This is a genomic window from Comamonas koreensis (assembly GCF_014076495.1).
GTDB classification, from domain to species: Bacteria; Pseudomonadota; Gammaproteobacteria; order Burkholderiales; family Burkholderiaceae_C; genus Comamonas; species Comamonas squillarum.
In genome coordinates this window covers 4,810,515-4,836,196 of record NZ_CP043575.1, presented here as the reverse complement: position 1 = coordinate 4,836,196, position 25,682 = coordinate 4,810,515, and the positions used below count along the sequence as shown (strand labels likewise).

The window sequence follows — 25,682 nt, the reverse complement described above, 5'->3', positions numbered from 1 at the left end:
CGCAAATCAACGCATGGGCCCACGGCCATTGCGCAAGCCCTAAAATCGCCTGTATGAATGCACCTTTTGACCTTGCTGTGGCCAAGCCGCTGGCGGCTTCTACCGAACAACGACTGGATATAGCGCGCAGCCTGCTGCTGACGCCTTTTGGTCTGGATGACAGCCATCTGGCGCGCGCGCTGGCGGATATCCGCGCCCACAAGGTGGACGATGCAGACCTGTACTTCCAGTACACCCGGGCCGAAGGCTGGAGCCTGGAAGAGGGCATCGTCAAGACGGGCTCCTTCTCGATCGACCAGGGCGTGGGCGTGCGCGCGGTGTCCGGCGAGAAGACGGCTTTTGCCTATTCGGACGACATCTCGCTGGCATCGCTGCTGGATGCTGCCCATACGGTGCGCAGCATTGGCGCGCAAAGCCAGTCGCGCCAGGTCAAGGTGCCTGCCAAGAAGATTGCGCTGAGCCGCTCGCTCTACCCCGATCTGGACCCGATCTCCACGCTCGACAGCACCGCCAAGGTCGCCTTGCTGGAGAAGGTCGAAAAGCTGGCCCGCGCCAAGGACCCGCGCGTCAAGCAGGTGATGGCAGGTCTCGCCGCTGAGCACGATGTGGTGCTGGTGGCCCGTGCCGATGGCACCTTGGCTGCCGACGTGCGTCCGCTGGTGCGCCTGTCGGTCACGGTGATTGCCGAGAGCAAGAGCCGCCGCGAAGTGGGCTCGGCCGGCGGCGGTGGCCGCTTTGGTCTGGCCTATTTTGACGATGCACTGGTGCAGCAGTATGTGGACGAGGCCGTGAAGGCGGCCCTGGTCAACCTGGAATCGCGCCCCGCGCCTGCTGGCGTGATGACCGTGGTCCTGGGCCCGGGCTGGCCCGGTGTGCTGCTGCATGAGGCGGTAGGCCATGGCCTGGAAGGCGACTTCAACCGCAAGGGCTCGAGCGCGTTCAGCGGCATGATTGGCCAGCGCGTGGCGGCCAAGGGTGTGACGGTGTTGGACGACGGCACCATTGCTGACCGCCGCGGCTCGCTCAATGTGGACGACGAGGGCCAGCCGACCCAGCGCAATGTGCTGATCGAAGACGGCATTTTGAAGGGCTATATCCAGGATGCGATGAATGCGCGGCTGATGAAGGTCAAGCCCACCGGCAATGGCCGGCGCGAGAGCTATGCCCACATCCCCATGCCACGCATGACCAACACCTACATGCTGGGTGGCGACAAGGATCCGCAGGAGATCATTGCCTCGATCAAGAAGGGCTTGTACGCGACCAACTTTGGTGGCGGCCAGGTTGATATCACCAGCGGCAAGTTCGTGTTCTCGGCCAGTGAGGCCTACTGGGTGGAAAACGGCAAGATCCAGTACCCCGTCAAGGGCGCCACCATCGTGGGCAGCGGCCCTGAGTGCCTCAAGCACGTCAGCATGATCGGCAATGACATGCGCCTGGACAGCGGCGTGGGCACCTGTGGCAAGGAAGGCCAGAGCGTGCCAGTGGGCGTGGGCCAGCCGACCATTTGTATCGATGGTTTGACGGTGGGCGGTACGGCCTGAGCATCCCAAATAGCCGCTGCTTAGGCGGCGGCTAACGCCAGAATCAACCAAACGCCTGCGCGGTTTCTGCCGCGCAGGCGTTTGTTTTTAGACATCTTTCTGCAGTGTGAATTTCTCTATTGCGCAATAAAAATGCGTATAGAAACAAATTGACAAGGCAATGGTGTGATTTCAACTTTGAAATCTTATTTTTTGCAATTTTTGTGCGTTTTATACAGAATGATGGATTCCGCTGCCCGCAGATGTGGTACATTGAAAAACATGCAAGCACGTAGCGCTTTTACCTTTTACTTTTGGTTCTCTGTCCAAGGCGGACGAGAGGTCTAAAAGCGCGCGAGCACCTAAACCTCCAGACAACCGCCGAAGCTGAAAAGCCCGGCGGTTTTTTGTTGCATAAACCACCCACACATTCAGGATCCTCAGATGACTCAGCAAGCCCAACCCACAAGCGATGCTTGGTATCGCGGTGTCGAGAAAACAAGCCAAACCGACGACCAACGTATCAAGGACATTACTGTGCTGCCGCCACCCGAGCATCTGATTCGCTTTTTCCCCATCAACGGCACACCCGTTGAAGCGCTGATCAGCAACACCCGCCAAAACATCCACAACATCATGTCCGGCACGGATGACCGCCTGCTGGTCATCATCGGCCCCTGCTCGATCCATGATCCGCAAGCCGCGCTGGAATATGCCCGCCGCCTCAAGGCTGTGCGCAAGCAGTACGAAGGCTCCTTGGAGATCGTCATGCGCGTCTACTTCGAAAAGCCGCGCACCACGGTGGGCTGGAAGGGCCTGATCAACGACCCCTACCTCGATGAGAGCTACCGCATCGACGAAGGCCTGCGCATTGCCCGCCAGCTGCTGATCGAGATCAACCGCCAGGGTGTGCCCGCTGGCAGCGAGTTCCTGGACATGATCTCGCCCCAGTACATTGGCGACCTGATCAGCTGGGGCGCGATTGGCGCGCGCACGACGGAGAGCCAGGTGCACCGCGAACTGGCCTCGGGCATCTCGGCGCCGGTGGGCTTCAAGAACGGCACCGATGGCAATATCCGCATCGCCACTGACGCGATCCAGTCGGCCAGCCGCCCGCACCATTTCCTGTCGGTGCACAAGAACGGCCAGGTCGCCATCGTGCACACCAAGGGCAATACCAACTGCCACGTGATTCTGCGCGGCGGCAAGACCCCCAACTACGACGCCGCCCATGTGGCCGCTGCCTGCAAGGACCTGGAGGCCGCGCACCTGCCCGCCACCTTGATGGTGGACTGCAGCCATGCCAACAGCAGCAAGCAGCACGAGAAGCAAAAAGAGGTGGCGCGCGATATCGCCCAGCAGATCGAAGGCGGCTCGCGCAGTGTCTTCGGCGTGATGATCGAGAGCCACTTGCAAGCCGGTGCGCAAAAGTTCACCCCGGGCAAGAACGACCCGGACAGCCTGGAGTACGGCAAGAGCATCACCGATGCCTGCCTGGGCTGGGACGACTCGCTGGAGACGCTGGCCGAGCTGTCCGACGCGGTGCAGGCCCGCCGCGTGCGCGCAAATACCGAGGAGACCGCCGCTGCAACGGTGTAAGCTGGCGGCTTTGGGGCGGCCGCTGCCTGCCCCGTTTGCACCACCAATAAGGGATTGTCATGCGCAATGAAGTACGGGTTCTGCTCGAGGATGGCCAAGAGTTTGTCCATGGCTTTGACAGTGCGGAGGCCATGTCCAACGAGGACGGGCGCCGCTGGCTGGACCAGGAATTTCTGCGCATGGACTGCGAGCCGCTGCGCGCCAGCGGCAAGGTGCTGATCGTCGACAAGGTCGTCGTCGTTGCCAAGGCCGCTGGCGCCCCGCTGCTGGGCGATGCCCAATGGCTGGCGCAGTTTGCCCGTGCCAGCGTAGGCGCGGTGGGCCGGCCCACGGTGGTGGTGAACACCAAGGCCATGACGGCTTCGTTCTAAGCGCCTTTCTCACTGCCTGCCTGACCTCGAAGCGCGAACCGCTGGGTTCGCACACCACGCCAAAAACCCGCTCGCCAATGAGTGGGTTTTTCTATTGTGGAGAATATATCGTTAACCAGTGGCTATGAATGCAGGCTGAATAGGATGTTTCTCCAACCGTGGGTGCATCTGGCAGATATCTCGGGAGGGAGGGTGGATGCGAATCCTGTTGGTGGAGGATGAACAAGATCTGGCGCACTGGATGGCCCGAACGTTGGCGCAGCAGTCGGGCATCGTCGTGGACTGGGTGGGCGATGGGCAGATGGCAGATCTGCGCCTGCAGCAGGAAGACTTTGATGCGGTAGTGCTGGACCTGGGTCTGCCTGGCATCGATGGCCGCACCGTGCTGGAGCGCATGCGCGAGCGCGATGACCGCACACCCGTCCTGGTGCTGACCGCGCGGGACTCCCTGGCTGAGCGCGTCGGCACGCTCAAAAATGGTGCTGACGACTTTCTGGCCAAACCCTTCTTGCTCGATGAGTTGGAGGCGCGCCTGCAGGCCCTGGTTCGCCGCAGCCGCGGGCGCGAGCACCCTCGGCTGTCCTGCGGGCCGCTGCAGTTTGATGTCGCTGCGCAGCGCTTTTCGATGGCGGGCGATGCCTTGCCGGTGACACCCCGAGAGCATGCGGTGTTGCTGGCGCTCATCCAGCGCAGCGGCGAGCCAGTGAACAAGCAAAGTATTTTGGACCGGGTCTTCCTGGGAGACCGGGATGTGAACCTTCAGGTCATTGAGGTACTGGTGTTTCGCCTGCGCAAGAAGCTCTTGGGCCGTGGCGTGCAGATTGTCACCTTGCGCGGTCTGGGCTACTGCCTGGAAGAAACGCAGGACAGTGGCGTGACCAGCGCTGCATTGCAAGACCCATGATCTGGCGGAGCGCCGCTCTGAATGGCCGCGCTGTGTGGCGCCACCGCTGGCGTGATAGGGCCCGCTCTTTGAAGGCTGCGCTGCTGGTGTGGCTGGTGCCGGGTTTGCTGCTGGGCATGGGCAGCAGCTTGCTGTGGTCCACCTACAGCCTGCGTTCCCAGGTAGACGAGGCCTATGACCGGGCACTGGCGGGTGCGTTGCGCGCGATCCACTACAACATCGCCACGGCCAGCGGCGGCTTGAGTGTGGAGCAGCCGTATCTGCTGCTGGAATTCTTCGAGTTGACGGTCAACGGCAGGGTCTACTTCCGGGTCGCGACCGAGGACGGACTGGTTGAAATCGGAAACCCGGGGCTTCCTTTGCCCGAGGGCGAGTTCGAACTCGGCGTGCCGCAGTTCTATGACGCGGTGTACCTGAACGAGCCCATCCGAGTGGCCGCTTGGGCGCGGCTGGCGGACCCGCCCGTTGCGGGCAATCCGCACAGCCGCATCGTGGTGCAGGTGGCAGAGAATCTTCAGGAGCGTGCGCTGGTGCAGCGGCATATGGTCACGCGCGCCATCTTGCGCGATGTGCTGCTGGTCGGTATCAGCGTGGTGTTGCTGGTGGCGGGCGTGGTGCGTGCGCTCAGGCCATTGAAGCGGCTGCGCCAGCACCTGGATGCGCGCGCCTGGGATGACCTCTCGCCCATCGATGCGGCTAGCCTGCCTGCAGAAGTGCAGCCACTGGTGCAGTCGTTGAACCACTTGGTGGAACGCTATGCCCACAGCGCCCAGGCCCAGCGGCAGTTTCTTGATGACGCCTCCCACCAACTGCGCACGCCGCTGGCCTTGCTGCGTACCCAGATAGGCTATGCATTGCGTGAGCGGGACCCGGCCCAGATGCGGGCTGCACTGCATGCGATGCAAGACGGTCTGGGGCGGGCCGAGCGCCTGACCCAGCAGATGCTGGCACTGGCCCGCGCCCGAGATGCCGGGGCCGCTGCCAGTATCCGATCGCAATTTGCCGAGGTCGATCTGCGGGCGCTGGCGGAGCAGGTGGTCACCACTTTGTGGCCGCTGGCGCGCGCCAAGCAAATTGACCTGGGGCTGGATGTGGTGGGGTTGGGCGATGACTCCCGAGCGTGGCAGGTGCAGGCCCTGGGGTGGCTGCTGCGCGAGGCGATCAGCAACCTGGTGGACAACGCCATCCGCTATACGCCTGCCGGTGGCCAGGTCACCGTGCAGCTGCGGGCCAGCGTGTCGTCCATCGCGCTGGTGGCGATCGACAGCGGCGGGGGCATGAGCGAGCACGACATGGCACAGGCGGGCAGCCGGTTTCGGCGTGGTGCTGCGGGCAAGCGCCAGCAGGGCGCGGGCCTGGGCCTGGCCATTGTGCAGACCATTGCCCAGATGCATGGTGCCGAGTTCAAGCTGGCCAATGGCCGTGATGCGCAGGGGCAACTGGGTTTGCACGGCAGCTTCCGCATGCCGCATACCACCGCTGACCTGGGAATAACCCCGAATTGAAAGGCTATTGAAAGCCGCAAACGTTTAGTCTTTGCCTACCTTGGTGGCAATCCTTCGCCCGACCAGGTTCCACGCTTGGCCAGCGCTGCCAGCCAGGTTCTGGCCAGCTGCCCCTTGGCCAAAGCGCCCATGCCCAAAAAGGAGACAAAGCCTATGTTTGCAAGCCGTTTATCAGGCCAGGCCTCAGGCCTTTTCATCAGCACGGTCATCGCAGCGAGCACCTGGGTGCCAGCGATGGCGCAGGCAGAGCCCCGCCGCCCGGAGTGCATTGCCCCGGCCCAGCCTGGCGGCGGGTTTGACCTGACCTGCCGCCTGGCCCAGACGGGCATGCGCGAGTCCAAGGCGCTCGAGAAACCCATGCGCATCGTCTACATGCCTGGCGGCATTGGTGCGGTGGCCTACAACAGCATCATCACCCAGCGCCCGGCAGATGGCAGCGCCATTGCTGCCTTCTCCAGTGGCTCGCTGCTCAATCTGGCCCAGGGTAAGTTTGGTAAGTACAGCGCCGATGATGTGCGCTGGCTGGCCACCGTCGGTGCGGATTACGGTGTGGCCGTGGTGCGGGCGGATTCGCCCTACCAGGATCTCAAGGGCCTGATGGCGGCGTTCAAGGAAGATCCGAGCCAGGTGGTGCTGGGCGCGGGCGGCTCCATTGGCAGCCAGGACTGGATGAAGGCAGCGCTGACCGCGCGCGCCGCCGGCGTGGACTACAAGAAAATGCGCTTCGTTGCCTTTGAGGGCGGTGGCGAAGCCGTCACGGCGCTGCGCGGCGGCCATGTCCAGGCTTTCATGGGGGATGCGGCCGAGGCGGTCACCATGCTCGAAGGCGGTGCGCCCATCCGCGTGCTGGCGGTCTTCCACTCCGAACGCTTGCCGGGCAAGCTGGCCGACGTGCCGACCGCTGCCGAGCAGGGCTTCAATATCGAATGGCCGATCATCCGGGGTTTCTACGTGGGGCCCAAGGTATCGGATGCCGACTACCGCTGGTGGCAGCAGGCGTTTGACAAAGCCATGGCCACGCCGGAGTTCCGCAAGGCCCAGGCGCAACTGGGTCTCATGCCCTTCAACAAGACGGGGCCCGAGCTCGACCACTACATCAAGGCCCGTACCCGGCACTACACCGAGCTGGCCACGTCCTTTGACCTGGTCAAGTAGGACCTGGTCAAGTAAGGCCTGCCTGGGCATGGCACCTGCCAGCCATGGCCCATGGGGCTTGAACAAGGCGGCCAGATACCCTGGTCCGCCGCACTCGCACATCTTGCGGAAAGATATCTATGGTTCTCAATGATCGCACCCTGGGCGTGGCGGCGCTGCTGCTATCGGCCTTTCTGGCGTGGTTTGGACACGGGCTGGAGGCAGCATTTACCTACGAGCCGGTGGGTCCGCGCGCCTTTCCTTTGTTGCTGGCCACGGTGATTGGCTTGTGTGGCCTGCGCCTTGTCGTGAAAGGCGGCAACCCGGCTGCGCCCAACCCGCCCGGGGCCAACAGCCGCATTGCGCTGATGGTGGCGCTGTTGCTGGTGTACGCCGGGCTGTTCCAGTGGGCCGGCTTTGTGCTGGCCACGGCCGTGGTTTCCGCCTGCGTGGGCCGGCTCTTTGGTGGCAGCTGGCTGCAGTGCGGGATTGGCGGCACCAGCCTGAGCGTGCTGTTTTATGTTCTTTTTGACCGCTTGCTGGACGTGGTGCTGCCATTGGGCTGGCTGGAGGGGCTGCTATGAGCGCGATGCTGGATAACCTCTCCCTGGGTTTTGGTGTTGCCTTCTCGGGCACCAACTTGCTCGTGGCGCTGATTGGCTCGTTCTTTGGCACCATCGTCGGTGTGCTGCCGGGCCTGGGCCCGACGAACGGGGTCGCCATGCTGGTGCCGATCGCCTTTGCGATGGGCTTGCCGCCCGATACCGCCTTGATCTTGCTGGCCGCTGTCTATGTGGGTGCCGAATACGGGGGCCGGATCACCTCGATCCTGATCAATGTGCCCGGCGAGGCGGCTGCGGTGATGACCACGCTGGATGGCTACCCGCTGGCGCGCCAGGGGCTGGGGAGCGTGGCGCTGTCCCTGTCGGCCTGGTCCTCCTTTGTCGGCTCCCTCATCGCCATTGTCGGTATCGCCGCGTTTGCGCCCTTTCTGGCGCAGTGGGCCTTGGCGTTTGGCCCGGCGGAATACTTTGTGCTGATGGTGTTTGCCTTCTGTGCGCTCACCAGCTTGTTGGGGGAGCAACCCATTAAAGGGGTTCTGGCGGCGGCCATCGGGCTGTCGATTGCGACAATCGGGGTGGATGCCAACTCCGGCGTTTACCGCTATACCTTCGATATCCCACACTTGGCCGATGGTCTGGATTTTGTCGTCGTTGTCATTGGCTTGTTTGCCGTCGCGGAAATGCTGCAAATGCTGGAGAACAAGCTCTCGGGCCAAAGCGTGGAAGTGCCGCCCAGCCAACGCAAGCTCTTCAATCTGCGCGAGCTGCGCTTAACCTCCGGCAGCACCATCCGTGGCAGCCTGCTCGGGTTTGTGATGGGCGTATTGCCAGGGGCGGGCGCCAGCGTGGCGTCGGCCGTGGCCTATGCCAACGAGAAGCGCTATATAGAAGACAAAGACCCGGATGCCAAATTTGGCCAGGGAGACATGCGTGGCTTGGCCGCGCCTGAGGCGGCGAACAACAGTGCCGCTACCGGCTCGTTCATCCCCATGCTGACCTTGGGCATCCCTGGCTCGGGGACGACGGCCGTGATGATGGGCGCGCTCACGCTCTACAACATCACTCCCGGCCCGGTGCTGTTTGAGCAGCAACCCGCGCTGGTCTGGGGCTTGATCGCCTCGCTGCTGATTGCCAATATGATGCTGCTGGTGATGAACATCCCGATGGTGCGGGTGTTTGCCTCGATGCTGTCCATCCCGGGCTGGCTGCTGGTGCCGGGTATCCTGGCCATCAGCTTTATCGGTGTCTATGCCATCAGTGCCACCACCTTTGACCTGATGGCGGTCGTCGCCATCGGCGTGATCGGCTACCTGCTGCGCAAACTCCAGATGCCCATGGCGCCGATGGTGCTGGGCGTTGTGCTGGGCACGATGATGGAGCAAAACCTGCGGCGTGCGCTGTCCATCACCAATGGCGATGTCACCATCCTCTGGGCCAGCACGGTCTGCACCATCCTATGGGTGCTGGCAGCTGCCGTGGTGCTGGGACCCATGGGTTACCGTCAGCTGGCCAAACGCAGGCGTGCGCAGGAAACGGCTCCATGATGCTGGTGCCGCTGGCCTAATGTTGAGGTCTCTGTCAGCAAAAAGGCGAGCTGGGGGCTCGCCTTTTTCTTGATGTTGGCGGGCCTATCAACCCCGGACCGCAAGCGCCTGCAGCAATTTGTCGTGGATACCACCAAAGCCGCCATTGCTCATGCAGACAATCACGTCTCCGGCCATGGCCGCCTGCAGCACCTGGGCGATCAGGCTGTCGATATTGCCTGCGGTCTGGGCGCGGGCACCCATGGGGGCCAGCGCCTGGGCGGCGTCCCAGTCCAGGCCGGCCGTGTGGCAAAAGGCCAGGTCGGCCGATTCCAGCGACCAGGGCAGCTGTGACTTCATCGTGCCCAGCTTCATCGTGTTGCTGCGCGGCTCAAACACTGCAAGGATGCGGGTTTGCGCGCCCACCTGCTGGCGCAGGCCATCCAGGGTAGTGCGGATGGCAGTGGGGTGGTGGGCAAAATCGTCGTAGACCTGGATGCCGGCAGCGGTGCCGCGCAATTCCATGCGGCGTTTGACGTTCTGAAAGCGCGACAAGGCTTGGGCCGCTTCTGCGGGCGCCACACCCACATGCTGGGCCGCAGCGATGGCAGCGAGCGCATTCATCTGGTTGTGCACGCCGCTCAGGCCCCATTGCACCTTGCCGGCGGGCGCATCTTTATAGAACACTTCAAAGTTCGACGGGTCGCCTTCGGCGCGCATGTCGTCGATGGCAGCGCCAAAGCGCACCACTTCGCTCCAGCAGCCTTGGTGCAGCACACGGGTCAGGCTCTCTTCAACACCATTGGCCACCACGCGGCCGCTGGCGGGCACGGTGCGCACCAGGTGGTGGAACTGGCGCTCAATCGCTGCCAGGTCATCAAAGATGTCGGCATGGTCGAACTCCAGGTTGTTCAGCACGGCGGTGCGGGGGCGGTAGTGCACAAACTTGCTGCGCTTGTCGAAAAAGGCGGTGTCGTATTCGTCGGCCTCGATCACAAACACGGGGCGCTGGTCGCCACCGCCGGGCCGGGTGGGCGCACCCAGGCGGGCAGAGACGCCAAAATCGAGTGGCACGCCACCGACCAGAAAGCCCGGCTGCAGGCCGGCGGCCTCCAGAATCCAGGTGAGCATCGAGGTCGTCGTGGTTTTGCCATGGGTGCCGGCCACGGCCAGCACATGGCGGCCCTGCAGCACATGCTCGGCCAGCCATTGGGGGCCGCTGGTGTAGGGAGCGCCGGTGTCGAGGATGGCCTCCATCAGCGGAAACTTGGGCGAGCCATCGTCCAGGCGCGCCCGGCTGACGACGTTGCCGACCACGTACATATCGGGCTGCAGCGCGAGCTGGTCGGCGCCAAAGCCTTCGATCAGCTCGATGCCCAGCGCGCGGAGCTGGTCGCTCATCGGCGGGTAGACGCCGCTGTCGCAGCCCGTCACCTTGTGCCCAGCCTCGCGTGCCAGTGCGGCCACGCCACCCATAAAGGTGCCACAGATACCCAGAATATGAATGTGCATGGACGTCGATTCTACGGCGCGTCCGGATATAAGCCGCGCTCTGGGCGGCTGTAATTGCAAGCAAGTGCCGCAGGGGCCATGCAAATCCGACACAATGGAATGCATGAAGACTGATGCAAGCTGGGAAATCGCCAACACCGCCGCACGCATGGTGGTGGAGGAAGGCCTGGAGTGGGGGCCGGCCAAGAAGCGCGCCGTCAAGCAGCTGGGGCTGCCGGGCCGCACCGCTCTGCCCGATAACGAGGTACTGGAAGCGGCGGTGCGCGAGTACCTGGAGCTGTTCTGCGCCGACACCCAGCCCGCCGAGTTGCGGGCATTGCGCGAGATGGCCGTGCTGTGGATGGAGCGCATGGAGGCTTTCCGGCCCTATCTGGTAGGTGCCGTCTGGAATGGTACGGCCACGCGCCTGTCTGATATATACATTCAGTTGTTCTGCGATGACTCCAAATCGGCTGAGATTGCGCTGATTGACCATGGCGTGCGCTATGAGGTATCGTCGATCAACGGTTTCCACGGTGAGACGGTGGATGCCTTGTCGATCAGCAGCTTTTGCAAACCGCTCAATGAGAGCATTGGTGTGCACTACCTGGTCTACGACCTGAATGACCTGCGCGGCGCCTTGAAGCCCGATGCCCAGGGCCGCACGCCGCGCGGCTCGCTGGAGGCGGTGCGCCGCCTGCTGACCCCACCCACGGAGTGATGCCCCATGCCGACACCTGAACGCGCACCTGTTGATGCAGCGCAAACCTTGCCACCGCAGGCCGCCGCCAGCCGTCGGCGCCTGCTGACCGGTGGCGTGGCGGCTGCCGCTTTGGCTGCCGGAGCGGGCTGGGCTTGGTGGCGCCACCGCTTGGCCGAGCCCAATGGCCCGGCGATGGACGGGCTGTGGAGCCAGGCCTTTGCTGCGCCTGGCGGGCAGACCGAAGTGCGCATGCAGGCCTTCCAGGGCAAGCCTTTGCTGCTGAATTTTTGGGCCACCTGGTGCCCGCCTTGTGTTGAAGAGCTGCCGATGCTCAACCAGTTCTACGAAGCGCAGCGCGCCAAGGGCTGGCAGGTGGTGGGTTTGGCGGTGGACCAGGATGCGGCGGTGCAGCGTTTTTTGCAGCGCACGCCGCTGGCCTTCCCTGTGGGGATTGCCGGCATGGGTGGCACGCAGCTGACGCGCGACCTGGGCAATTCCGCAGGCGGCCTACCGTTCACAGTGGTATTTGGTAGGCAAGGTGACGTTCAACATCGTAAAATGGGGCAACTTCTTGCATCTGACTTGCAAAATTGGGCAAGTCTATAAGGTGTGCAAGCCGGGACGGCAGTAGTGCCGTTGATCAAAAATCAAAGATATTGAGTCAAATAGGGCGAAATTGGAGTAAATTTGCGCCCTGTTTGATTTTTTAGCCGTTGGAGCTCCCATGGATTTACGCAAGCTGAAAACCCTGATCGATCTCGTGTCCGAATCGAATGTCTCGGAGTTGGAAATCACCGAAGCAGAAGGCAAGGTTCGCATTGTGAAGGGCGGCGGCGCTGTGGTGCAGCAAGTGATGGCGGCGCCCGTGTTGCCCGCTGCGGCCCCTGCAGCAGCCCCCGCTGCTGCCGCTGCGCCGGCAGAAGCTGCTCCCGCTGCGGCGCAAGGCCATACGGTCAAGTCACCGATGGTGGGCACGTTCTACCGCTCGTCCGCTCCCGGCGCCAAGGCCTTTGTTGAGGTCGGCAGCCAGGTCAAGGAAGGCGACACCGTGTGCATCATTGAAGCGATGAAGATCCTCAATGAGATCGAAGCCGACAAGTCCGGCACGATCAAGCAGATCCTGGGCGAAAACGGCCAGGCCGTGGAATTTGGTCAGCCGTTGTTCATCATTGAATAAGGCCTCGCCCATGTTCAAGAAAATTCTGGTTGCCAACCGCGGAGAGATCGCACTGCGTGTGCAGCGCGCTTGCCGCGAGCTGGGCATCAAGGCCGTGATGGTCTATTCCGAGGCGGACCGCGACGCCAAGTATGTGAAGCTGGCCGATGAGGCCGTCTGCATTGGCCCGGCGCCGTCGGCCCAAAGCTATCTGAACATGCCGGCCATCATCTCGGCGGCCGAAGTGACCGACGCCGAGGCCATCCACCCTGGCTACGGCTTTCTGTCCGAGAACGCCGACTTTGCCGAGCGCGTGGAAAAGAGCGGCTTCCAGTTCATTGGCCCGACGCCCGAGTCCATCCGCATCATGGGTGACAAGGTCTCGGCCAAGCAGGCGATGATCAAGGCTGGCGTGCCTTGCGTGCCTGGCTCCGATGGCGAATTGCCGGATGACCCCGCGCTGATCCGCCGCATTGCCAAGGCCATCGGCTACCCGGTGATCATCAAGGCCGCAGGCGGCGGCGGTGGCCGTGGCATGCGCGTGGTGCATACCGAGGCTGCGCTGGTCAATGCCGTGCAGATGACCAAGGCCGAAGCTGGTGCTGCGTTCGGCAATCCTGCGGTGTACATGGAAAAGTACCTGCAGAACCCGCGCCACATCGAAATCCAGGTAATGGCCGACAAGTTCAAGAACGCCGTCTACCTGGGCGAGCGCGATTGCTCCATGCAGCGCCGCCATCAGAAGGTGATTGAAGAGGCGCCGGCCCCTGGCATTCCACGCCGCCTGATTGAGAAGATCGGCGACCGCTGCGTGGCCGCCTGCAAGAAGATCGGCTACCGCGGTGCGGGTACCTTCGAGTTTCTGTACGAAAACGGCGAGTTCTACTTCATCGAGATGAACACCCGTGTGCAGGTCGAGCACCCGGTGACCGAATGGATCACTGGCGTGGATATCGTCGGCACCCAGATCATGGTGGCCGCTGGCGAGAAACTGCCGTTCACGCAGCGCCAGATCAACGCGCAGATGCGCGGTCATGCGATCGAATGCCGGATCAACGCCGAAGATGCCTACAAGTTCACGCCATCGCCTGGCCGGGTCACCACCTGGCACATGCCGGGCGGCCCGGGTGTGCGCGTGGACTCGCACGTGTATGCGAACTACTTCGTGCCACCGAACTACGACTCGATGATCGGCAAGCTGATCGTCTATGGCGACACCCGTGAGCAGGCCATCGCCCGCATGCGCACTGCGCTGCTGGAGACGGCGGTCGAAGGGATTTCGACCAATATCCCGCTGCATTCGGAGCTGATGGTCGATGCCAAGTTCAATGCCGGCGGCACCAATATCCACTATCTGGAAGAGTGGCTGGCTGCGCGCAAGCGTTGATGCGCCCCCTTTCATCGTGATAGATGCTGGCATTTCCAAGGGAATGCCAGCTTTTTGCATTAAGGAAACCCTGTCATGTACGAACTGTGCCTGATGTGCCCGGAAGACCGGGTCGAGAGCGTGAGCGAAGCGCTGGATGCGCTCGATGCGCTCAGCGTCTCGGTCGAAGATGCCGATGCCCAGACCGATGCCGAGCAGGCACTGTTTGGCGAGCCCGGCATGCCGCCGCCCAAGGATGGCTGGCAGCGCAGCCGCATCGTGGCGCTGTTCCCGCAGCGCGCTGCGGCCGAAGAGGCGCAGAGCTTGCTGCAGCTGCAGGATTTCTTTGCCGGCTGCAGCCTGCTGGGCATCCGTGAGGTGGCCGAGCAGGACTGGGTGCGCCTGACCCAATCGCAGTTCGCCCCGGTGGATATCACGCCGGAATTCTGGATTGTGCCCACCTGGCATGAGCTGCCAGCGGCCGCGACCCGCAGCATCCGCCTGGACCCGGGCCTGGCCTTTGGCACCGGCACCCACCCCACCACCCGCATGTGTCTGCGCTGGATTGCGCAGCGCGGCGCGCAAGGCCAGGATCTGGGCCGTGTGCTGGACTACGGCTGCGGCTCCGGCATTTTGGCCATTGGCGCCGCCAAGTTTGGTGCGGTGGACATTGATGCGGTGGACATTGACACCGCTGCCGTGGAATCGACCGAATACAACGCCCAGGCCAACCATGTGCAGCTGCGCGCCGGCTTGCCTGATGCAGCGCAAGGCGAGTACCAGACGGTGCTGGCCAATATCCTGGCTACGCCGCTGAAGGTGCTGGCCCCCTTGCTCTGCGCCCATGTGGCCCAGGGTGGCCACCTGGTGCTGGCCGGTATCCTGGAGCGCCAGACCGATGAGCTGAAAGCCGCTTACGCCCCTTATCTGCAGCTGGACGTGGCCGATACCGAAGACGGCTGGGTGCTGATGACAGCACGGCGCGCAGCAGATTCCGCCACCGGGACAGGCCGCTGAACTTCTGACCCTACAATCCACTGCGATGAGCCAGATAACGCGTTGCCCCCAGTGCCAGACCCGCTTCAAGGTGGTGGATGACCAATTGCGCATCTCCGATGGCTGGGTGCGCTGTGGCAAGTGCAAGGCGGTGTTTGATGCGCTGACACACCTGGCGGCCAGTGCACCGGCGGCAGCGCCCGCAGGCACGCAGGCGCCGGCTGAGCATCCCGCTGTCGCCACGCAGGCCCCGGTGGTGGCTCCATCGCAGGTGGCCTCGCCTGCTGTCCCTACGCCCAGCCCAGAGCCGGCGCAGGCGGGGGCTGCAGTGCTGCGGACGGAGAACTCGCTGCAGGTGAACCCCAACGCCCAGGTGCCCGAGCTGTCGGTGCTGGTGTTTCCGCGCCGCGCCAATGCGAGCGGGGATTCGGGCTATGTGGATTCGTCCTGGATGCAGGCCTATGAGGAAGAGGCCCAGGCGCAGACCCCTGTCGCGCCACCCGCAGGCCAGGACCGCAGCGGTCTGGAGAGCGAATGGCAGCCGATGGCGGACCAGCGCCCGGAATCGCTGCGCAGCAGCCGGGTGGACTTTTCGGCGACGGATGACCTGGCGGAACTGCAAGCCCGCGAGGGCCGTCTGCTGGAGGCCATTGCCGAGCGCCAAAAGCCCGTACCAGCGCCTGTGCCGCCAGAGCCAGCGCAGCCCGCGCTGCTGGATGAGGCCGCACCGCTGGTCGTGGAGGATGTGGTGGCAGCTGCCGCTGCCCCTGCTGCAAAAGAGCTGCAGGTCCAGGAGCCGGCTTCACCTCCGCCGTATTTGAGGCAGAGCAGCGCCCATGATCTGTCCGCCCCCGGCCCGGCGGCGCGGCAAGAGGATGGGCTGCTGCTGGCGCCCGAGATGGCTGGCAGAACCCTGGATGCCGGCAAGCGGGAGCCCTCGCTGGCTGCACCGACCAACTATGTGGCGCAGATGGATGAGGCCGTTGCGGCGGCCGATGCAGCCGCTTCTGCCGGCATGGATGCCGTGGCCGAGCCAGGTTTTGTGCGCGCCGCCAAGCGCAAGGCCTTCTGGCGCAAGCCCTGGGTCGTCGTGCTGTCGCTGTTGCTCAGCCTGCTGCTGTTGGCGGCCTTGCTGCTGCAGATCGCGCTGACCCAGCGTGACCGCCTGGCCCTGGCCCAACCCCAATGGCGCCCGGCATTGCAAGCCGCTTGCCGCCTCGCGGGCTGCGAGATTGCGCCGCCTAGGCAACTGCAGGCCGTGTCTATCGACAGCACCAGCTTCAACGCCGTGGGGCCGCGCCAGTTCCGGCTGCGCGTGGTCTTGCGCAATGGTGCCGACAATCCGGTGGCGGTCCCTGCGCTGGAGCTGAGCCTCAATGACGCGGCAGAAAAACTGGTGCTGCGCCGTGTGCTGACTCCGCAGGAGCTGCAGGCGCCTGCCGCGCTGGACGCGCATGGCGAGTGGACGGCAGAGATGGTCATCCAGGTGGCAGAGGCGGCAGGTGATGTCGTGGGCTACCGCGTGCTGGCGTTCTACCCTTGAATTTTTGATAACAGAAAGAATAGCTTCATGGCTTCGCTGATCTGCGGCTCGCTCGCATTTGACAACATCATGACATTTTCGGGCCGCTTTGCCGACCAGATCATGCCCGATCAGATCCATATCCTGAACGTGTCCTTTCTCGTGCCGACCTTGCGCCGCGATTTTGGCGGCTGCGCCGGCAATATTGCCTATGCGCTGCACCTGCTGGGCGGCCAGGCGCTGCCAATGGCCGTGGTGGGCCATGATGGCGACGGCTATGTCGCGCATTTCAAGCAGCTGGGTATCGATACGCGCTTTATCAAAAAGCTCGACGACCACTACACCGCCCAGTGCATGATCACCACCGACATGGACAACAACCAGATCACCGCCTTCCACCCCGGTGCGATGATGCAGGCCCATGAAAACACCATCACCAAGGACTGCGGCGCGGCCATTGGCATCGTCGCGCCCGATGGGCGTGACGCCATGCTGCAGCACGCCGAGCAGCTGCATGCCGCTGGCATTCCCTTTGTGTTTGACCCTGGCCAGGGCCTGCCGATGTTCGATGGCAATGACCTGCGCCATTTCATCAGCCTGGCCACCTGGGTGACGGTGAACGACTACGAAGGCAAGATGCTGAGCGAGCGCACCGGCCTGTCGTTTGCCGAGATCTCTACCCAGGTGCAGGGCCTGATGGTGACCTTGGGTGCCGAAGGCTGCGATCTGTGGGAAAACGGCGAGCGCATGCATGTGCCTGGCATCCAGGCCACGGCCGTGGTCGACCCGACCGGCTGCGGCGATGCCTGGCGCGGTGGTCTGCTCTGGGGCCTGGAGCAGGGCCGCCCGCTGCGCACCTGTGTGGAACTGGGCAACCGCATGGGCGCCTTGAAGATCGCAGCACGCGGCCCGCAAAACTACCAGCTGGATTTTGACCCCGCAGCGGTCTGAGGCGGTGGCTCGGCCTCTCCGGGCCTCCGGGCGGGCCTTGGCTTCATCTCATCCTGGCGGGGTCTGAATGGTGCACGGCGCTAGCCGCTGTGATGCATCACCCTTTGGCAAAGGCCTCCAGCGCCTCGCCGGTCATCCGGTAGCGAATCCATTCGCTCTGCGGCTTGGCGCCCAGGCTGTCATAGAACTGGATCGATGGCGTGTTCCAGTCCAGCACGCTCCACTCGAAGCGCCCGCAGTCCTTGTCCACGGCAATGCGCGCCAGATGGCGCAGCAAGGCCTTGCCCGCGCCGCTGCCACGGTGGCTGGGGTCGACGTACAGGTCTTCCAGGTAGAGGCCATTGCGCCCCTGCCAGGTGGAGTAGTTGAAAAAATACACGGCAAAGCCAATGGCCTGGCCCTCCTGCTCGCAGATAAGGCCATGCGCCGTGGCACCCTCGCTGAACATGGTCTTGTGCACATGGGCGGGGGTCGCGAGCACCTCGTGCTCGGCATTTTCATAGACGGCCAGATCGCGCACAAAGCGCAGGATGGTGTCGGTGTCGTCGATGGTGGCGGGGCGGATGTGGAGCGCTGTCGTCATGGATCAATGGCCAGGGGGTTAGCCTGGTGAGTCTGTGTATGCAGGCCGCACTGTGGGCGGCCTACATGGTTGGCTGTTGGGGGAGGAAGGCTGCACCAGCGTTGCGTTGACGTTGCCCATCAATGTGAGGCTGCCACCAGTTTTTGCAGAATCTGGAAATGGTCCTCAAAAAACTCGGCCTCGCGGGCGCGTATCGCATCGATGCTGAGCCAAAAGGCCTCGGCTGCATCATCGTCGGCACGCACCGCAGGCTTGGGGCTGCGCTGCAGGTCGAAATAGTGCACATGGGTGATGGTGCGGCCACGCTGGCTGCGGTCGGGGTGGTCGAACACGGTCACCGATTGCAGGCTGGCCTGCAGTTGCGACTCGTCCAGCGCGCAATGCGTCTCTTCCTGCAGCTCACGCAGGCAGGATTGCCACAGGCTGTCGCGCGGCTCGACAAAGCCGCCGGGCAGGGCCAGCAAGCCCTTGCCCGGTGCATGGCCACGGCGGATCAGCAGCACCTCGTTGCCGCAGCGCAGCAATGCATCGACGGTGACAAAGATGGGCGGGTAGGGCGCTGCCGCCCAGGAGGCATGGTAGCGGCGCAGCATCTGCCATTCGGTGTGCAGCGCGGCGTATTCTGCGCTGGTGCGGAACTGCTGCAGAAACTGCAGCGAGCTGGCTGGCAGCATATCGGCCAAGGCGGCGAGGCTTGCTGCAGAGCCATCGCCTTGCGTGCCAAAGTAGGCGTCGCGGATGGGGGTGGCGTCGATGCTGTTCTGGCGCGGCAGGCTCACCAGCTCCCAGCCGGGGAAGTGGGCCAGGTAGCTGCTGCTCTCGTCCTTGAAATGGCCCACCAGGCCAATGCGGGCGCCCGGCGTGCTGTGGCTGGTGACGGCCTCGCGCACGGCGGTCACCCAGCGCGGCTCGTCGTAGTAATCGCGGATGGGCACAAACACCAGGCGCGCCGCATCGGCGGGGCTGAGCGCTGCAGCAAACATCTGCGCGCGCTCTTGCCAGGTGAAGGGGTTCTTGGGGCTGCGGGCCTGCAGCGCAGATCCCAATACCACCACCACCCTGCTGGCGCGGGCAAGCGCCTGCTGCAGCAAGGCCAGATGGCCCAGGTGCGGAGGCTGGAAGCGGCCAATCAGTACGGCCAGGTCATAGTGCTCGGTAGCTGCGGTCATGTCTCGTTGTCTTGGTGCCTGCTGGGGTGCTGGTTGGGGATTATGCGCTGTGGATGTGCCGGGTCGCCGCCCTTTGCCTTTGAGGATCCTCTGCAAGACCCGCGCCGAATGGGATGGAGGCGGATCGCCCGGGCCCAGGTTCAGAGCACGGCAGGCGGTTTTGCAAAGGGGTCTTACGGGTAGTAGGCCGCAATCGGCATTTGCCGGCCGGTGCCAAAGGCGCGTGGGCGCAGGCGCAGGATGGGCGGCGCCTGGCGGCGCTTGTACTCACTGCGGTGGACCATGCGCTGCACCTTGGCGAGGGTCTGGCGTCCTGCCTCGGTCTGTACAAAGCGATCGACAAAGAGGCGCGCGGCGTCGTACTCCAGGCTCGACAGGCGCTGGCCTTCAATGAGGATCTTGAGGATCTCGTCGAGCACGGCATAGGGCGGCAGGCTGTCCTCGTCCTTCTGGTCGGGGGCCAGCTCGGCCGACGGCGGCTTGTCAATGATGGCCCGGGGGATGATCTCGCGCCCGGCGCTGGCGTTGATATGGCGCGCGAGCGCGAACACCTCCGTCTTGTACAGGTCGCCGATCAGGCCCAGGCCGCCGTTGGTGTCGCCATACAAGGTGCAGTAGCCCACCGAGATCTCGGACTTGTTGCCCGTGGTCAGCAGCAGGTGGCCAAAAGCATTGCTGTACTCCATCAGGATGGTGCCGCGAATGCGGGCCTGGACGTTCTCCAGCGGCAGGCCTTGCAAGGGCGCGCCAAAGCTGGTCTCGAACTGCTGGGCATAGCCCTGTACCAAGTCGGCAATCGGGTGCGTGTGCAGCGCAATGCCCAGGTTGCGGCACAGCGCCACCGAATCGTCCACCGAGCCGCTGGAGGAGTAACGCGAGGGCATGGTGATGCCGACCACGTTCTCGGGGCCGAGCGCCTCGGCCGCCAAGGCCAGGGTCAGCGCCGAATCGATACCGCCGGAGCTGCCGACCACCACCTGGCGAAAGCCGCAGCGGCGCGCATAGTCGCGCAGGCCCAGAATGGTCTGCTGGCGGTAGAACTCCATCGTCGGCAGGCCTTCTGCCGGAGGGGTGGCGGGCCGTGTGCCATCGGGCAGGCAGAAGTCGCCGTTGTCAAAGCCCAGCGTGCAGACGGTTTGCACAAAGCGCGGCGCCTCCCAGACAATGCCGCGCTCGGGCTGTACCGCAAACGATGCGCCATCGAACACGATCTGGTCCTGGCCCCCGATCTGGTTGACATACAGAATCGGCAGGCCATGGCGGCGCGCAGCATGGCTGAAGATCTGGTGGCGCTCCTCGCGCTTGCCCAGGTGGCTGGGGCTGGCATTGATGCTGACCACCACATCGGGCGCAGCATCGGCCATGCGCTCGAAGGGGTTGGTGGCGTAGTCGGCGCCGCTGTCGTTCCAGCCGTCCTCGCAGATCAGAAAGCCGACCTGCATCTGGCCGATACGCAGCACCTTGGCCACGTCGCGGCCGGGCTCGAAGTGGCGGCGCTCGTCAAAGATGTTGTAGGTGGGCAGCAGCTGCTTGTCGTACTGCAGGCGGATGGCGCCGTTGTGCAGCACCAAGAGGCTGTTGTGCAGATGCTTGCCGGGGCCGGCGGCGCGGGTGGGCGCACCCAGCACCCAGTGCAGATCGGGCAGTTGCTGGCTCTCTTGCAACAGGCGGGCAATGCCGGCATCGACGCGGGCCAGAAAATCGGGCTCGTCGAGCAGGTCGCCGGGGTAGTAGGAGGTCAGCGACAGCTCGGCAAACACGACCAGTTGCGCGCCTTCAGCCTGCGCCTGGCGGGCGGCGGCCAGCATCTGGTCGATGTTGCCGTCCATATCGCCCACGGTGGGGTTGAGCTGGGCCAGGGTGATCTTGAGCATCGCGGCTCCTTACTGCGTCACATGGAACACTTGCTTGAGGTAGGCCAGGTAGGTCTCGTCGTCGCACAGGGTCTTGCCTGGGCTGTCGCTGAGCTTGGCCACTGGCTGGCCATTGGCGTGGGTGAGCTTCATCACGATGTTGAGCTGCTTGAGGCCCATGTCGTTGGCCAGCTGGGTGCCAATGCCAAAGCCGCACTGGATACGATCGGCAAAGTGCTGGTAGAGCGCCAGCGCGCTGTCCAGGGTCAGGCCATCGGAGAACACCAGGCGCTTGGCATGCGCATTGATACGCAGCTTGGCATAGTGGGCCAGTGCCTTTTCGCCCCATTCGTAGGGGTCGCCCGAGTCATGGCGCAAGCCGTCGAACAGCTTGGCAAAGTACATGTCGAAATCGGCGAGGAAGGCGTCCATGCCGACGGTGTCGGTCAGCGCAATGCCCAGGTCGCCCCGGTATTCCTGCACCCAGTCTTCCAGCGCGGCGATCTGAAAATCACGCAGGCGCACGCCATGGGCCTGGTAGCTTTGCAGGTACTCATGGGCCATGGTACCAATGGGCACCAGGTTCAGGTCGCGCGCCAGCAGCACGTTGGAGGTGCCCTTGAACCACTGCGCGGTCTGCGTGGCAAAGGCCTGAACCACCTCGCGCTGCCAGGGGGCGGAAAAGCGCCGGCGCACGCCAAAATCAAACAGCTCAAAGGGGTGGCGGTGCTTGGCCTCTTGTGCCAGCTCCTGCAGACGCACTATTTTTGCCCCCAGGCGCTTTCGCCCCTCGGCCAGCGCGCTGGCCTGCTCAAAGCGGCGGAAGTACAGCTCGTTGACGATGGACAGCACAAAGATCTCAAAGCCCATCACATGCACCTGGGGGCCATGGGCAACGATGTGCAGGCCGTCACCATCGGGCTCGACCTCGATGAAATCACGCTGGAACTGGAAGATGCGCAGAAAGTCGATGAAATCGCTTTTCATGAAGCGCAGGCTGGCCAGGTAGTCGAGCTCGTCCTTCTTGAATTTCAGCGCGCACAGCGCGTCGATCTCGGCGCGCACTTCGGCCAGCAGATCTACCAGCGGAAACTCGGTCTGCGAGCGGCAGACAAAGCGGTAGGTGGACTGGGTTTGCGGGTGGCGATGGAGCATGGCCTGCCACATCGTGAATTTGTACAAATCGGTGTCGAGCAGGCTGGTGATAATGGGCTGCATACCGCGTCTTTCTCTGTCAAAAATACGATCCATCAGCGCTTGTCCCTCAAGCACCAATGGCCAAACGGCTTATAAGCTGAAAGCCGTGCTGGTGCAGCAGCGTACACCGAGGGCGCGCATCTGCTGCAAAAAGGTGTCTTGTGCCGCTTCAAAGCCGGCCACAGGGCTCATGCAGTCGGTCAGCAGGACAATGCGCGAGAAATCCTCCGCGCCCCACAGCGGCGCCATATGCTGCACGATGTGCTCGGTGGTGGCGCGCACGCAGTGGCTGCCCGCTTCCCCGGCGATCACCAAAGTATCGGCCTGCGCCAGCTGCTGCAGCAAGGCGGTGTTCAACTGGGTTTCCGGGTCTTGCGCATCGGGTACCTCGGCGCAGATGGCGCTGTAGTGCTCGGTCAACGGATTCATGCCCTTGAACACATGGCGCACCGCGCGCTGGCGCTGGCTTTGCCATTGGCGGCAGGCGGTCAGGATGTCGGCATGCACGCCATGGCCAATGCTGCCGATTTCGCAGTGCAGCGGCCAGACCATCAAGGTGTAGCGGCCCTGGGCTTCCAGCGCATTGAGGTAGGCGAGGGTACGGGCCAGCTCGTCCGGGTTGCGAGGCCTGAAACTGCCTTCGCGCAGCTGCGCAGCGGTGATGGCGGTAAAAGGCTGCACCGGGCTGCCATCGCCTTGCTGCCAGAAGGCGGGGTGGGCAATGTCGTAGGCCTGGTGGGAGTCGAGCGTGACGGTGATTCCATCGAGCTGCGAGGCATGCTGCAGCAGCCACTGCGCCAGGCGTCGCATGTCCGCATGGGCGCCCGCCACCGGCAGGCTGGGGGCATAAGGCGCGGGGCTTGCCGCGTTGCTGGGGAGCCAGGCTGGCGGCAGGTCGCAAAAGTCATTTTGCGGGTCGATGATGAGCAGCTGTGTGCGTTGGCGCATGTCTTTCTCCTTCGATGTGAGGCAGTCTACGCTTGTTAAAATATTTTTGCAACTAACTAATGAAGAGGGCTTGCAGGAAATCTTTTGCATGAAGCCTATGTTTTTATTGATTCTGGGTAGCTGCAGCGGCATACTGCCCTTCATGAAAAGGACTTGGTACAGAAATGATGCAAAGTGAAACCGCCTCCATCCAGGTGCTGACCACGGTGGACGTGGTGGTGCTGACCTTGGTGGACGGGGTGCTGAGCGTCGTGCTGGTGCAGCGCGAGCGCGCGCCGTTTGCCGGGGTATGGGCTTTGCCGGGCGGCTACATCCATGCGCAAGAAGACGCCGACGCCCATGCCAGTGCCGCCCGCGTACTGCGCAGCAAGGCGGGGATTGAAGACGCGTACCTGGAGCAGCTGGCCACTTTTAGCGGGCCGGCGCGTGACCCACGCGGCTGGTCGGTCGCCATCAGCTATTGCGCGCTGATCCCGCAGCAAAAGCTCCCCACGCCAAGGCAGGGGCTGAAGATGGTGCCGGTCGCTGCCACCGGCCAGCTGCCGTTTGACCATGGGCAGATCCTGCAGGCAGCGCTGGCGCGGGTGCGCAGCAAGAGCCAGTACTCCTCGCTGCCGGTGCATTTCTTTGGCGAGAGCTTTACCCTGCCGCAGCTGCAGCAGGTCTATGAAAGCATTCTGGGCGAGCCGCTGAACAAGGTGAGCTTTCGCCGCAAGATGGACGAGCTGGGCATGCTCGAGCCCGTGCCGGGCCAAATGCAGGCCGGAGGCGCGCATCGGCCGGCGCAACTGCACCGGGTGCGGCCGGAGTTCAGGCTGCAGCTGGCGCTGAGTGCGCGGGGGCTGTGAATGCGTTGGCTGGACTGACGAGCACCCATGAAAAAATCCGCTGGATCACTCCGAGCGGATTTCTTGCGAAGACTGACCTGAATTACTTCAGACCGGCAGCAGCACGAAGCAGCGCAGCCTTGTCGGTTTTTTGGCTTCGGCCGGGTCTGGCGGCCCTTCACATCGCAAGCGATGTGAGCCTGCGCCGAAGAACCGACAAACTCGCTGCGCTCGGGGCCTTACAGGCCCGCAGCAGCGCGCAGCACTGCTGGCTGTCAGCGGTCTTTGGCTTCGGCCGGGCCTGGCGGCCCTTCACATCGCGAGCGATGTGAGCCTGCGCCGAAGAACCGACGAACTCGCTGCGCTCGGGGCCTTACAGGCCCGCAGCAGCGCGCAGCACTGCTGGCTGTCAGCGGTCTTTGGCTTCGGCCGGGCCTGGCGGCCCTTCACATCGCAAGCGATGTGAGCCTTTGCCGAAGAACCGACAAACTCGCTGTGCTCGGGGCCTTACAGGCCCGCAGCAGCGCGCAGCACTGCTGCCTTGTCGGTTCTTTCCCAAGTAAACTCCGGCTCCTCACGGCCAAAGTGGCCATACGCCGCCGTCTTGCTGTAGATCGGGCGCAGCAGATCCAGCATTTGGATGATGCCCTTGGGGCGCAGGTCAAAGTGCGCGGCCACCAGCTTGGCGATGTCGGCATCGGGGATCACGCCGGTGCCTTCGGTGTAGACGGTGATGTTCATCGGGCGGGCCACGCCGATCGCATAGGCCACCTGCACCTGGCACTGGCGCGCCAGACCGGCAGCGACCACGTTCTTGGCGACGTAGCGGGCAGCGTAGGCGGCAGAGCGGTCCACCTTGGTTGGATCCTTGCCGGAGAACGCACCGCCGCCGTGGGGGCAGGCACCGCCGTAGGTGTCCACAATGATCTTGCGACCGGTCAGGCCACAGTCGCCCTGCGGGCCACCGACGACGAAGCGGCCCGTGGGGTTGATCAGGTACTTGGTGTCCTGCAGCCATTCCGACGGCAGCACGGGCTTGATGATCTCTTCGATGATGGCTTCGGTGAAGCTGGCCTTCATCTTGGTGGCGGTTTCCGACTGGTCGGGGCTGTGCTGGGTGGACAGCACTACGGTGTCGATGCTGTGGGGCTTGCCGTCCACATAGCGCATGGTGACCTGGCTCTTGGCGTCAGGGCGCAGGAAAGGCAGGCGGCCATCCTTGCGCAGCTGGGCCTGGCGCTCGACCAGGCGGTGGGCGTAGTAGATCGGCGCGGGCATCAGCTCGGGCGTTTCGTCGCATGCATAGCCAAACATCAGGCCCTGGTCGCCAGCGCCGGTGTTCAGCTCGTCATCGCTGGCCTTGTCCACGCCCTGGGCGATGTCCTGGCTTTGCTTGTCATAGGCCACCAGCACCGCGCAGCCCTTGTAGTCGATGCCGTAGTCGGTGTTGTCGTAGCCGATGCGCTTGATGGTGTCGCGGGCCACCTGGATGTAGTCCACGTTGGCGCCGGTGGTGATCTCGCCTGCCAATACCACCAAGCCGGTGTTGGTCAGTGTCTCTGCCGCCACGCGGCTGTGTGGATCTTGGGTGAAAATAGCGTCCAAAATCGCATCAGAGATCTGGTCGGCTACTTTATCGGGATGGCCTTCGGACACTGATTCCGAGGTAAACAGAAAATCGCTGTTTGCCATAAACAAAAAACTCCTTCAAAGCTTGGGCAATTGCGTTGCCCGAGCCTTGAAGGAGCCTGGCGAACGCTTTAGCAGTTTGTTTTTAACGTCGCCCTGCAAGTTGCTC

The 25,682-nt window shown here is 63.5% G+C and carries 23 protein-coding genes; 16 read left to right on the top strand and 7 right to left on the bottom strand.

Annotated elements, in window-relative coordinates; translation table 11 throughout:
• Positions 1-53: 53 nt before the first annotated feature.
• The 8 genes from tldD to F0Q04_RS22090 all read left to right on the top strand — a co-directional run bounded on the left by tldD (position 54) and on the right by F0Q04_RS22090 (position 9,143).
• Positions 54-1,544, top strand: a complete 1,491-nt coding sequence (gene tldD / locus F0Q04_RS22125; RefSeq protein WP_182343562.1) for a metalloprotease TldD — start codon at positions 54-56, stop codon at positions 1,542-1,544.
• Between the two features lie 423 nt (positions 1,545-1,967).
• A complete protein-coding gene (locus F0Q04_RS22120; RefSeq protein ID WP_182343560.1) occupies positions 1,968-3,122 on the top strand; it encodes a 3-deoxy-7-phosphoheptulonate synthase in 1,155 nt (384 codons plus the stop codon).
• A 59-nt stretch (positions 3,123-3,181) separates the two neighbouring features.
• The gene (locus tag F0Q04_RS22115) at positions 3,182-3,493 is read left to right on the top strand and encodes a hypothetical protein (RefSeq protein ID WP_021027764.1); all 312 of its coding nucleotides are present in this window, start codon (positions 3,182-3,184) and stop codon (positions 3,491-3,493) included.
• A 196-nt stretch (positions 3,494-3,689) separates the two neighbouring features.
• Positions 3,690-4,397, top strand: a complete 708-nt coding sequence (locus tag F0Q04_RS22110) for a response regulator (RefSeq protein ID WP_182343558.1) — start codon at positions 3,690-3,692, stop codon at positions 4,395-4,397.
• A gap of 68 nt (positions 4,398-4,465) precedes the next feature.
• Positions 4,466-5,902 (top strand): sensor histidine kinase, encoded by a 1,437-nt coding sequence (locus tag F0Q04_RS22105; RefSeq protein ID WP_182343557.1) that lies wholly within the window; start codon positions 4,466-4,468, stop codon positions 5,900-5,902.
• 234 nt (positions 5,903-6,136) lie between these two features.
• A complete protein-coding gene (locus F0Q04_RS22100) occupies positions 6,137-7,057 on the top strand; it encodes a Bug family tripartite tricarboxylate transporter substrate binding protein (RefSeq protein WP_232539708.1) in 921 nt (306 codons plus the stop codon).
• Positions 7,058-7,176: 119 nt separating this feature from the next.
• Complete coding sequence (locus tag F0Q04_RS22095) at positions 7,177-7,620, top strand: tripartite tricarboxylate transporter TctB family protein (RefSeq protein ID WP_182343553.1); 444 nt, start codon at positions 7,177-7,179, stop codon at positions 7,618-7,620.
• Positions 7,617-9,143 (top strand): tripartite tricarboxylate transporter permease, encoded by a 1,527-nt coding sequence (locus tag F0Q04_RS22090; protein ID WP_182343551.1) that lies wholly within the window; start codon positions 7,617-7,619, stop codon positions 9,141-9,143. Before F0Q04_RS22095 ends, F0Q04_RS22090 begins: the two co-directional genes overlap by 4 nt.
• An 87-nt stretch (positions 9,144-9,230) precedes the next feature.
• Here the strand turns inward: F0Q04_RS22090 and mpl are convergent, their stop codons facing one another.
• Entirely contained in the window at positions 9,231-10,634 is a 1,404-nt protein-coding gene (gene mpl / locus F0Q04_RS22085) for a UDP-N-acetylmuramate:L-alanyl-gamma-D-glutamyl-meso-diaminopimelate ligase (RefSeq protein ID WP_182343549.1), read from the bottom strand.
• Positions 10,635-10,737: 103 nt separating this feature from the next.
• Between mpl and F0Q04_RS22080 the strand changes: the two genes are divergently transcribed.
• The 7 genes from F0Q04_RS22080 to F0Q04_RS22050 all read left to right on the top strand — a co-directional run bounded on the left by F0Q04_RS22080 (position 10,738) and on the right by F0Q04_RS22050 (position 17,307).
• The gene (locus F0Q04_RS22080; RefSeq protein WP_182343547.1) at positions 10,738-11,334 is read left to right on the top strand and encodes a hypothetical protein; all 597 of its coding nucleotides are present in this window, start codon (positions 10,738-10,740) and stop codon (positions 11,332-11,334) included.
• Between the two features lie 6 nt (positions 11,335-11,340).
• Entirely contained in the window at positions 11,341-11,922 is a 582-nt protein-coding gene (locus F0Q04_RS22075) for a TlpA disulfide reductase family protein (protein ID WP_116926475.1), read from the top strand.
• 118 nt (positions 11,923-12,040) lie between these two features.
• Positions 12,041-12,493 carry an acetyl-CoA carboxylase biotin carboxyl carrier protein gene (accB, locus tag F0Q04_RS22070; protein WP_021026146.1) on the top strand — a complete coding sequence of 151 codons (453 nt, stop codon included), beginning with the start codon at positions 12,041-12,043 and terminating at the stop codon, positions 12,491-12,493.
• 10 nt (positions 12,494-12,503) lie between these two features.
• Positions 12,504-13,859, top strand: a complete 1,356-nt coding sequence (gene accC, locus F0Q04_RS22065) for an acetyl-CoA carboxylase biotin carboxylase subunit (RefSeq protein WP_021026145.1) — start codon at positions 12,504-12,506, stop codon at positions 13,857-13,859.
• Positions 13,860-13,934: 75 nt separating this feature from the next.
• Entirely contained in the window at positions 13,935-14,855 is a 921-nt protein-coding gene (gene prmA / locus F0Q04_RS22060) for a 50S ribosomal protein L11 methyltransferase (RefSeq protein ID WP_021026144.1), read from the top strand.
• A 25-nt stretch (positions 14,856-14,880) separates the two neighbouring features.
• Positions 14,881-16,377 carry a zinc-ribbon and DUF3426 domain-containing protein gene (locus F0Q04_RS24125; protein WP_232539436.1) on the top strand — a complete coding sequence of 499 codons (1,497 nt, stop codon included), beginning with the start codon at positions 14,881-14,883 and terminating at the stop codon, positions 16,375-16,377.
• 27 nt (positions 16,378-16,404) lie between these two features.
• Positions 16,405-17,307, top strand: coding sequence for a carbohydrate kinase family protein (locus F0Q04_RS22050; RefSeq protein WP_182343545.1), 903 nt, complete (start codon positions 16,405-16,407; stop codon positions 17,305-17,307).
• A gap of 97 nt (positions 17,308-17,404) precedes the next feature.
• On the opposite strand, the gene F0Q04_RS22045 is transcribed toward F0Q04_RS22050, so the two are convergent.
• The 5 genes from F0Q04_RS22045 to F0Q04_RS22025 form a co-directional block, all read right to left on the bottom strand.
• Complete coding sequence (locus F0Q04_RS22045; protein WP_182343543.1) at positions 17,405-17,890, bottom strand: GNAT family N-acetyltransferase; 486 nt, start codon at positions 17,888-17,890, stop codon at positions 17,405-17,407.
• Positions 17,891-18,009: 119 nt separating this feature from the next.
• The gene (locus F0Q04_RS22040; protein ID WP_182343541.1) at positions 18,010-19,059 is read right to left on the bottom strand and encodes a bifunctional nicotinamide-nucleotide adenylyltransferase/Nudix hydroxylase; all 1,050 of its coding nucleotides are present in this window, start codon (positions 19,057-19,059) and stop codon (positions 18,010-18,012) included.
• Positions 19,060-19,232: 173 nt separating this feature from the next.
• On the bottom strand, positions 19,233-20,933 hold the full coding sequence (locus F0Q04_RS22035; RefSeq protein WP_182343539.1) for an NAD+ synthase: 1,701 nt from the start codon (positions 20,931-20,933) through the stop codon (positions 19,233-19,235).
• A 9-nt stretch (positions 20,934-20,942) separates the two neighbouring features.
• Complete coding sequence (gene pncB, locus F0Q04_RS22030; protein WP_021026135.1) at positions 20,943-22,130, bottom strand: nicotinate phosphoribosyltransferase; 1,188 nt, start codon at positions 22,128-22,130, stop codon at positions 20,943-20,945.
• A gap of 69 nt (positions 22,131-22,199) precedes the next feature.
• On the bottom strand, positions 22,200-23,057 hold the full coding sequence (locus F0Q04_RS22025) for a cysteine hydrolase (RefSeq protein ID WP_182343537.1): 858 nt from the start codon (positions 23,055-23,057) through the stop codon (positions 22,200-22,202).
• Positions 23,058-23,224: 167 nt separating this feature from the next.
• Here F0Q04_RS22025 and F0Q04_RS22020 point away from each other — a divergent pair, with 167 nt between their 5' ends.
• A complete protein-coding gene (locus F0Q04_RS22020) occupies positions 23,225-23,905 on the top strand; it encodes an NUDIX hydrolase (RefSeq protein WP_232539435.1) in 681 nt (226 codons plus the stop codon).
• Positions 23,906-24,391: 486 nt separating this feature from the next.
• Here F0Q04_RS22020 and metK read toward each other — a convergent pair whose 3' ends face one another.
• Positions 24,392-25,576, bottom strand: coding sequence for a methionine adenosyltransferase (gene metK / locus F0Q04_RS22015; protein ID WP_021026133.1), 1,185 nt, complete (start codon positions 25,574-25,576; stop codon positions 24,392-24,394).
• Positions 25,577-25,682: the final 106 nt, after the last annotated feature.

What these genes read in the sequence shown, in the direction of transcription:
- metK (WP_021026133.1), bottom strand. Translation starts at nt 25,576, where the DNA reads ATGGCAAACAGCGATTTTCTGTTTACCTCGGAATCAGTGTCCGAAGGC.
- tldD (WP_182343562.1), top strand. Translation starts at nt 54, where the DNA reads ATGAATGCACCTTTTGACCTTGCTGTGGCCAAGCCGCTGGCGGCTTCT.
- F0Q04_RS22040 (WP_182343541.1), bottom strand. Translation starts at nt 19,059, where the DNA reads ATGACCGCAGCTACCGAGCACTATGACCTGGCCGTACTGATTGGCCGC.
- accC (WP_021026145.1), top strand. Translation starts at nt 12,504, where the DNA reads ATGTTCAAGAAAATTCTGGTTGCCAACCGCGGAGAGATCGCACTGCGT.
- F0Q04_RS22050 (WP_182343545.1), top strand. Translation starts at nt 16,405, where the DNA reads ATGGCTTCGCTGATCTGCGGCTCGCTCGCATTTGACAACATCATGACA.
- F0Q04_RS22075 (WP_116926475.1), top strand. Translation starts at nt 11,341, where the DNA reads ATGCCGACACCTGAACGCGCACCTGTTGATGCAGCGCAAACCTTGCCA.
- accB (WP_021026146.1), top strand. Translation starts at nt 12,041, where the DNA reads ATGGATTTACGCAAGCTGAAAACCCTGATCGATCTCGTGTCCGAATCG.
- F0Q04_RS22120 (WP_182343560.1), top strand. Translation starts at nt 1,968, where the DNA reads ATGACTCAGCAAGCCCAACCCACAAGCGATGCTTGGTATCGCGGTGTC.
- F0Q04_RS22035 (WP_182343539.1), bottom strand. Translation starts at nt 20,933, where the DNA reads ATGCTCAAGATCACCCTGGCCCAGCTCAACCCCACCGTGGGCGATATG.
- F0Q04_RS22110 (WP_182343558.1), top strand. Translation starts at nt 3,690, where the DNA reads ATGCGAATCCTGTTGGTGGAGGATGAACAAGATCTGGCGCACTGGATG.
- F0Q04_RS22045 (WP_182343543.1), bottom strand. Translation starts at nt 17,890, where the DNA reads ATGACGACAGCGCTCCACATCCGCCCCGCCACCATCGACGACACCGAC.
- F0Q04_RS22095 (WP_182343553.1), top strand. Translation starts at nt 7,177, where the DNA reads ATGGTTCTCAATGATCGCACCCTGGGCGTGGCGGCGCTGCTGCTATCG.
- mpl (WP_182343549.1), bottom strand. Translation starts at nt 10,634, where the DNA reads ATGCACATTCATATTCTGGGTATCTGTGGCACCTTTATGGGTGGCGTG.
- F0Q04_RS22100 (WP_232539708.1), top strand. Translation starts at nt 6,137, where the DNA reads ATGGCGCAGGCAGAGCCCCGCCGCCCGGAGTGCATTGCCCCGGCCCAG.
- F0Q04_RS22090 (WP_182343551.1), top strand. Translation starts at nt 7,617, where the DNA reads ATGAGCGCGATGCTGGATAACCTCTCCCTGGGTTTTGGTGTTGCCTTC.
- pncB (WP_021026135.1), bottom strand. Translation starts at nt 22,130, where the DNA reads ATGCAGCCCATTATCACCAGCCTGCTCGACACCGATTTGTACAAATTC.
- F0Q04_RS22115 (WP_021027764.1), top strand. Translation starts at nt 3,182, where the DNA reads ATGCGCAATGAAGTACGGGTTCTGCTCGAGGATGGCCAAGAGTTTGTC.
- prmA (WP_021026144.1), top strand. Translation starts at nt 13,935, where the DNA reads ATGTACGAACTGTGCCTGATGTGCCCGGAAGACCGGGTCGAGAGCGTG.
- F0Q04_RS22020 (WP_232539435.1), top strand. Translation starts at nt 23,225, where the DNA reads ATGCAAAGTGAAACCGCCTCCATCCAGGTGCTGACCACGGTGGACGTG.
- F0Q04_RS22025 (WP_182343537.1), bottom strand. Translation starts at nt 23,057, where the DNA reads ATGCGCCAACGCACACAGCTGCTCATCATCGACCCGCAAAATGACTTT.
- F0Q04_RS24125 (WP_232539436.1), top strand. Translation starts at nt 14,881, where the DNA reads ATGAGCCAGATAACGCGTTGCCCCCAGTGCCAGACCCGCTTCAAGGTG.
- F0Q04_RS22080 (WP_182343547.1), top strand. Translation starts at nt 10,738, where the DNA reads ATGAAGACTGATGCAAGCTGGGAAATCGCCAACACCGCCGCACGCATG.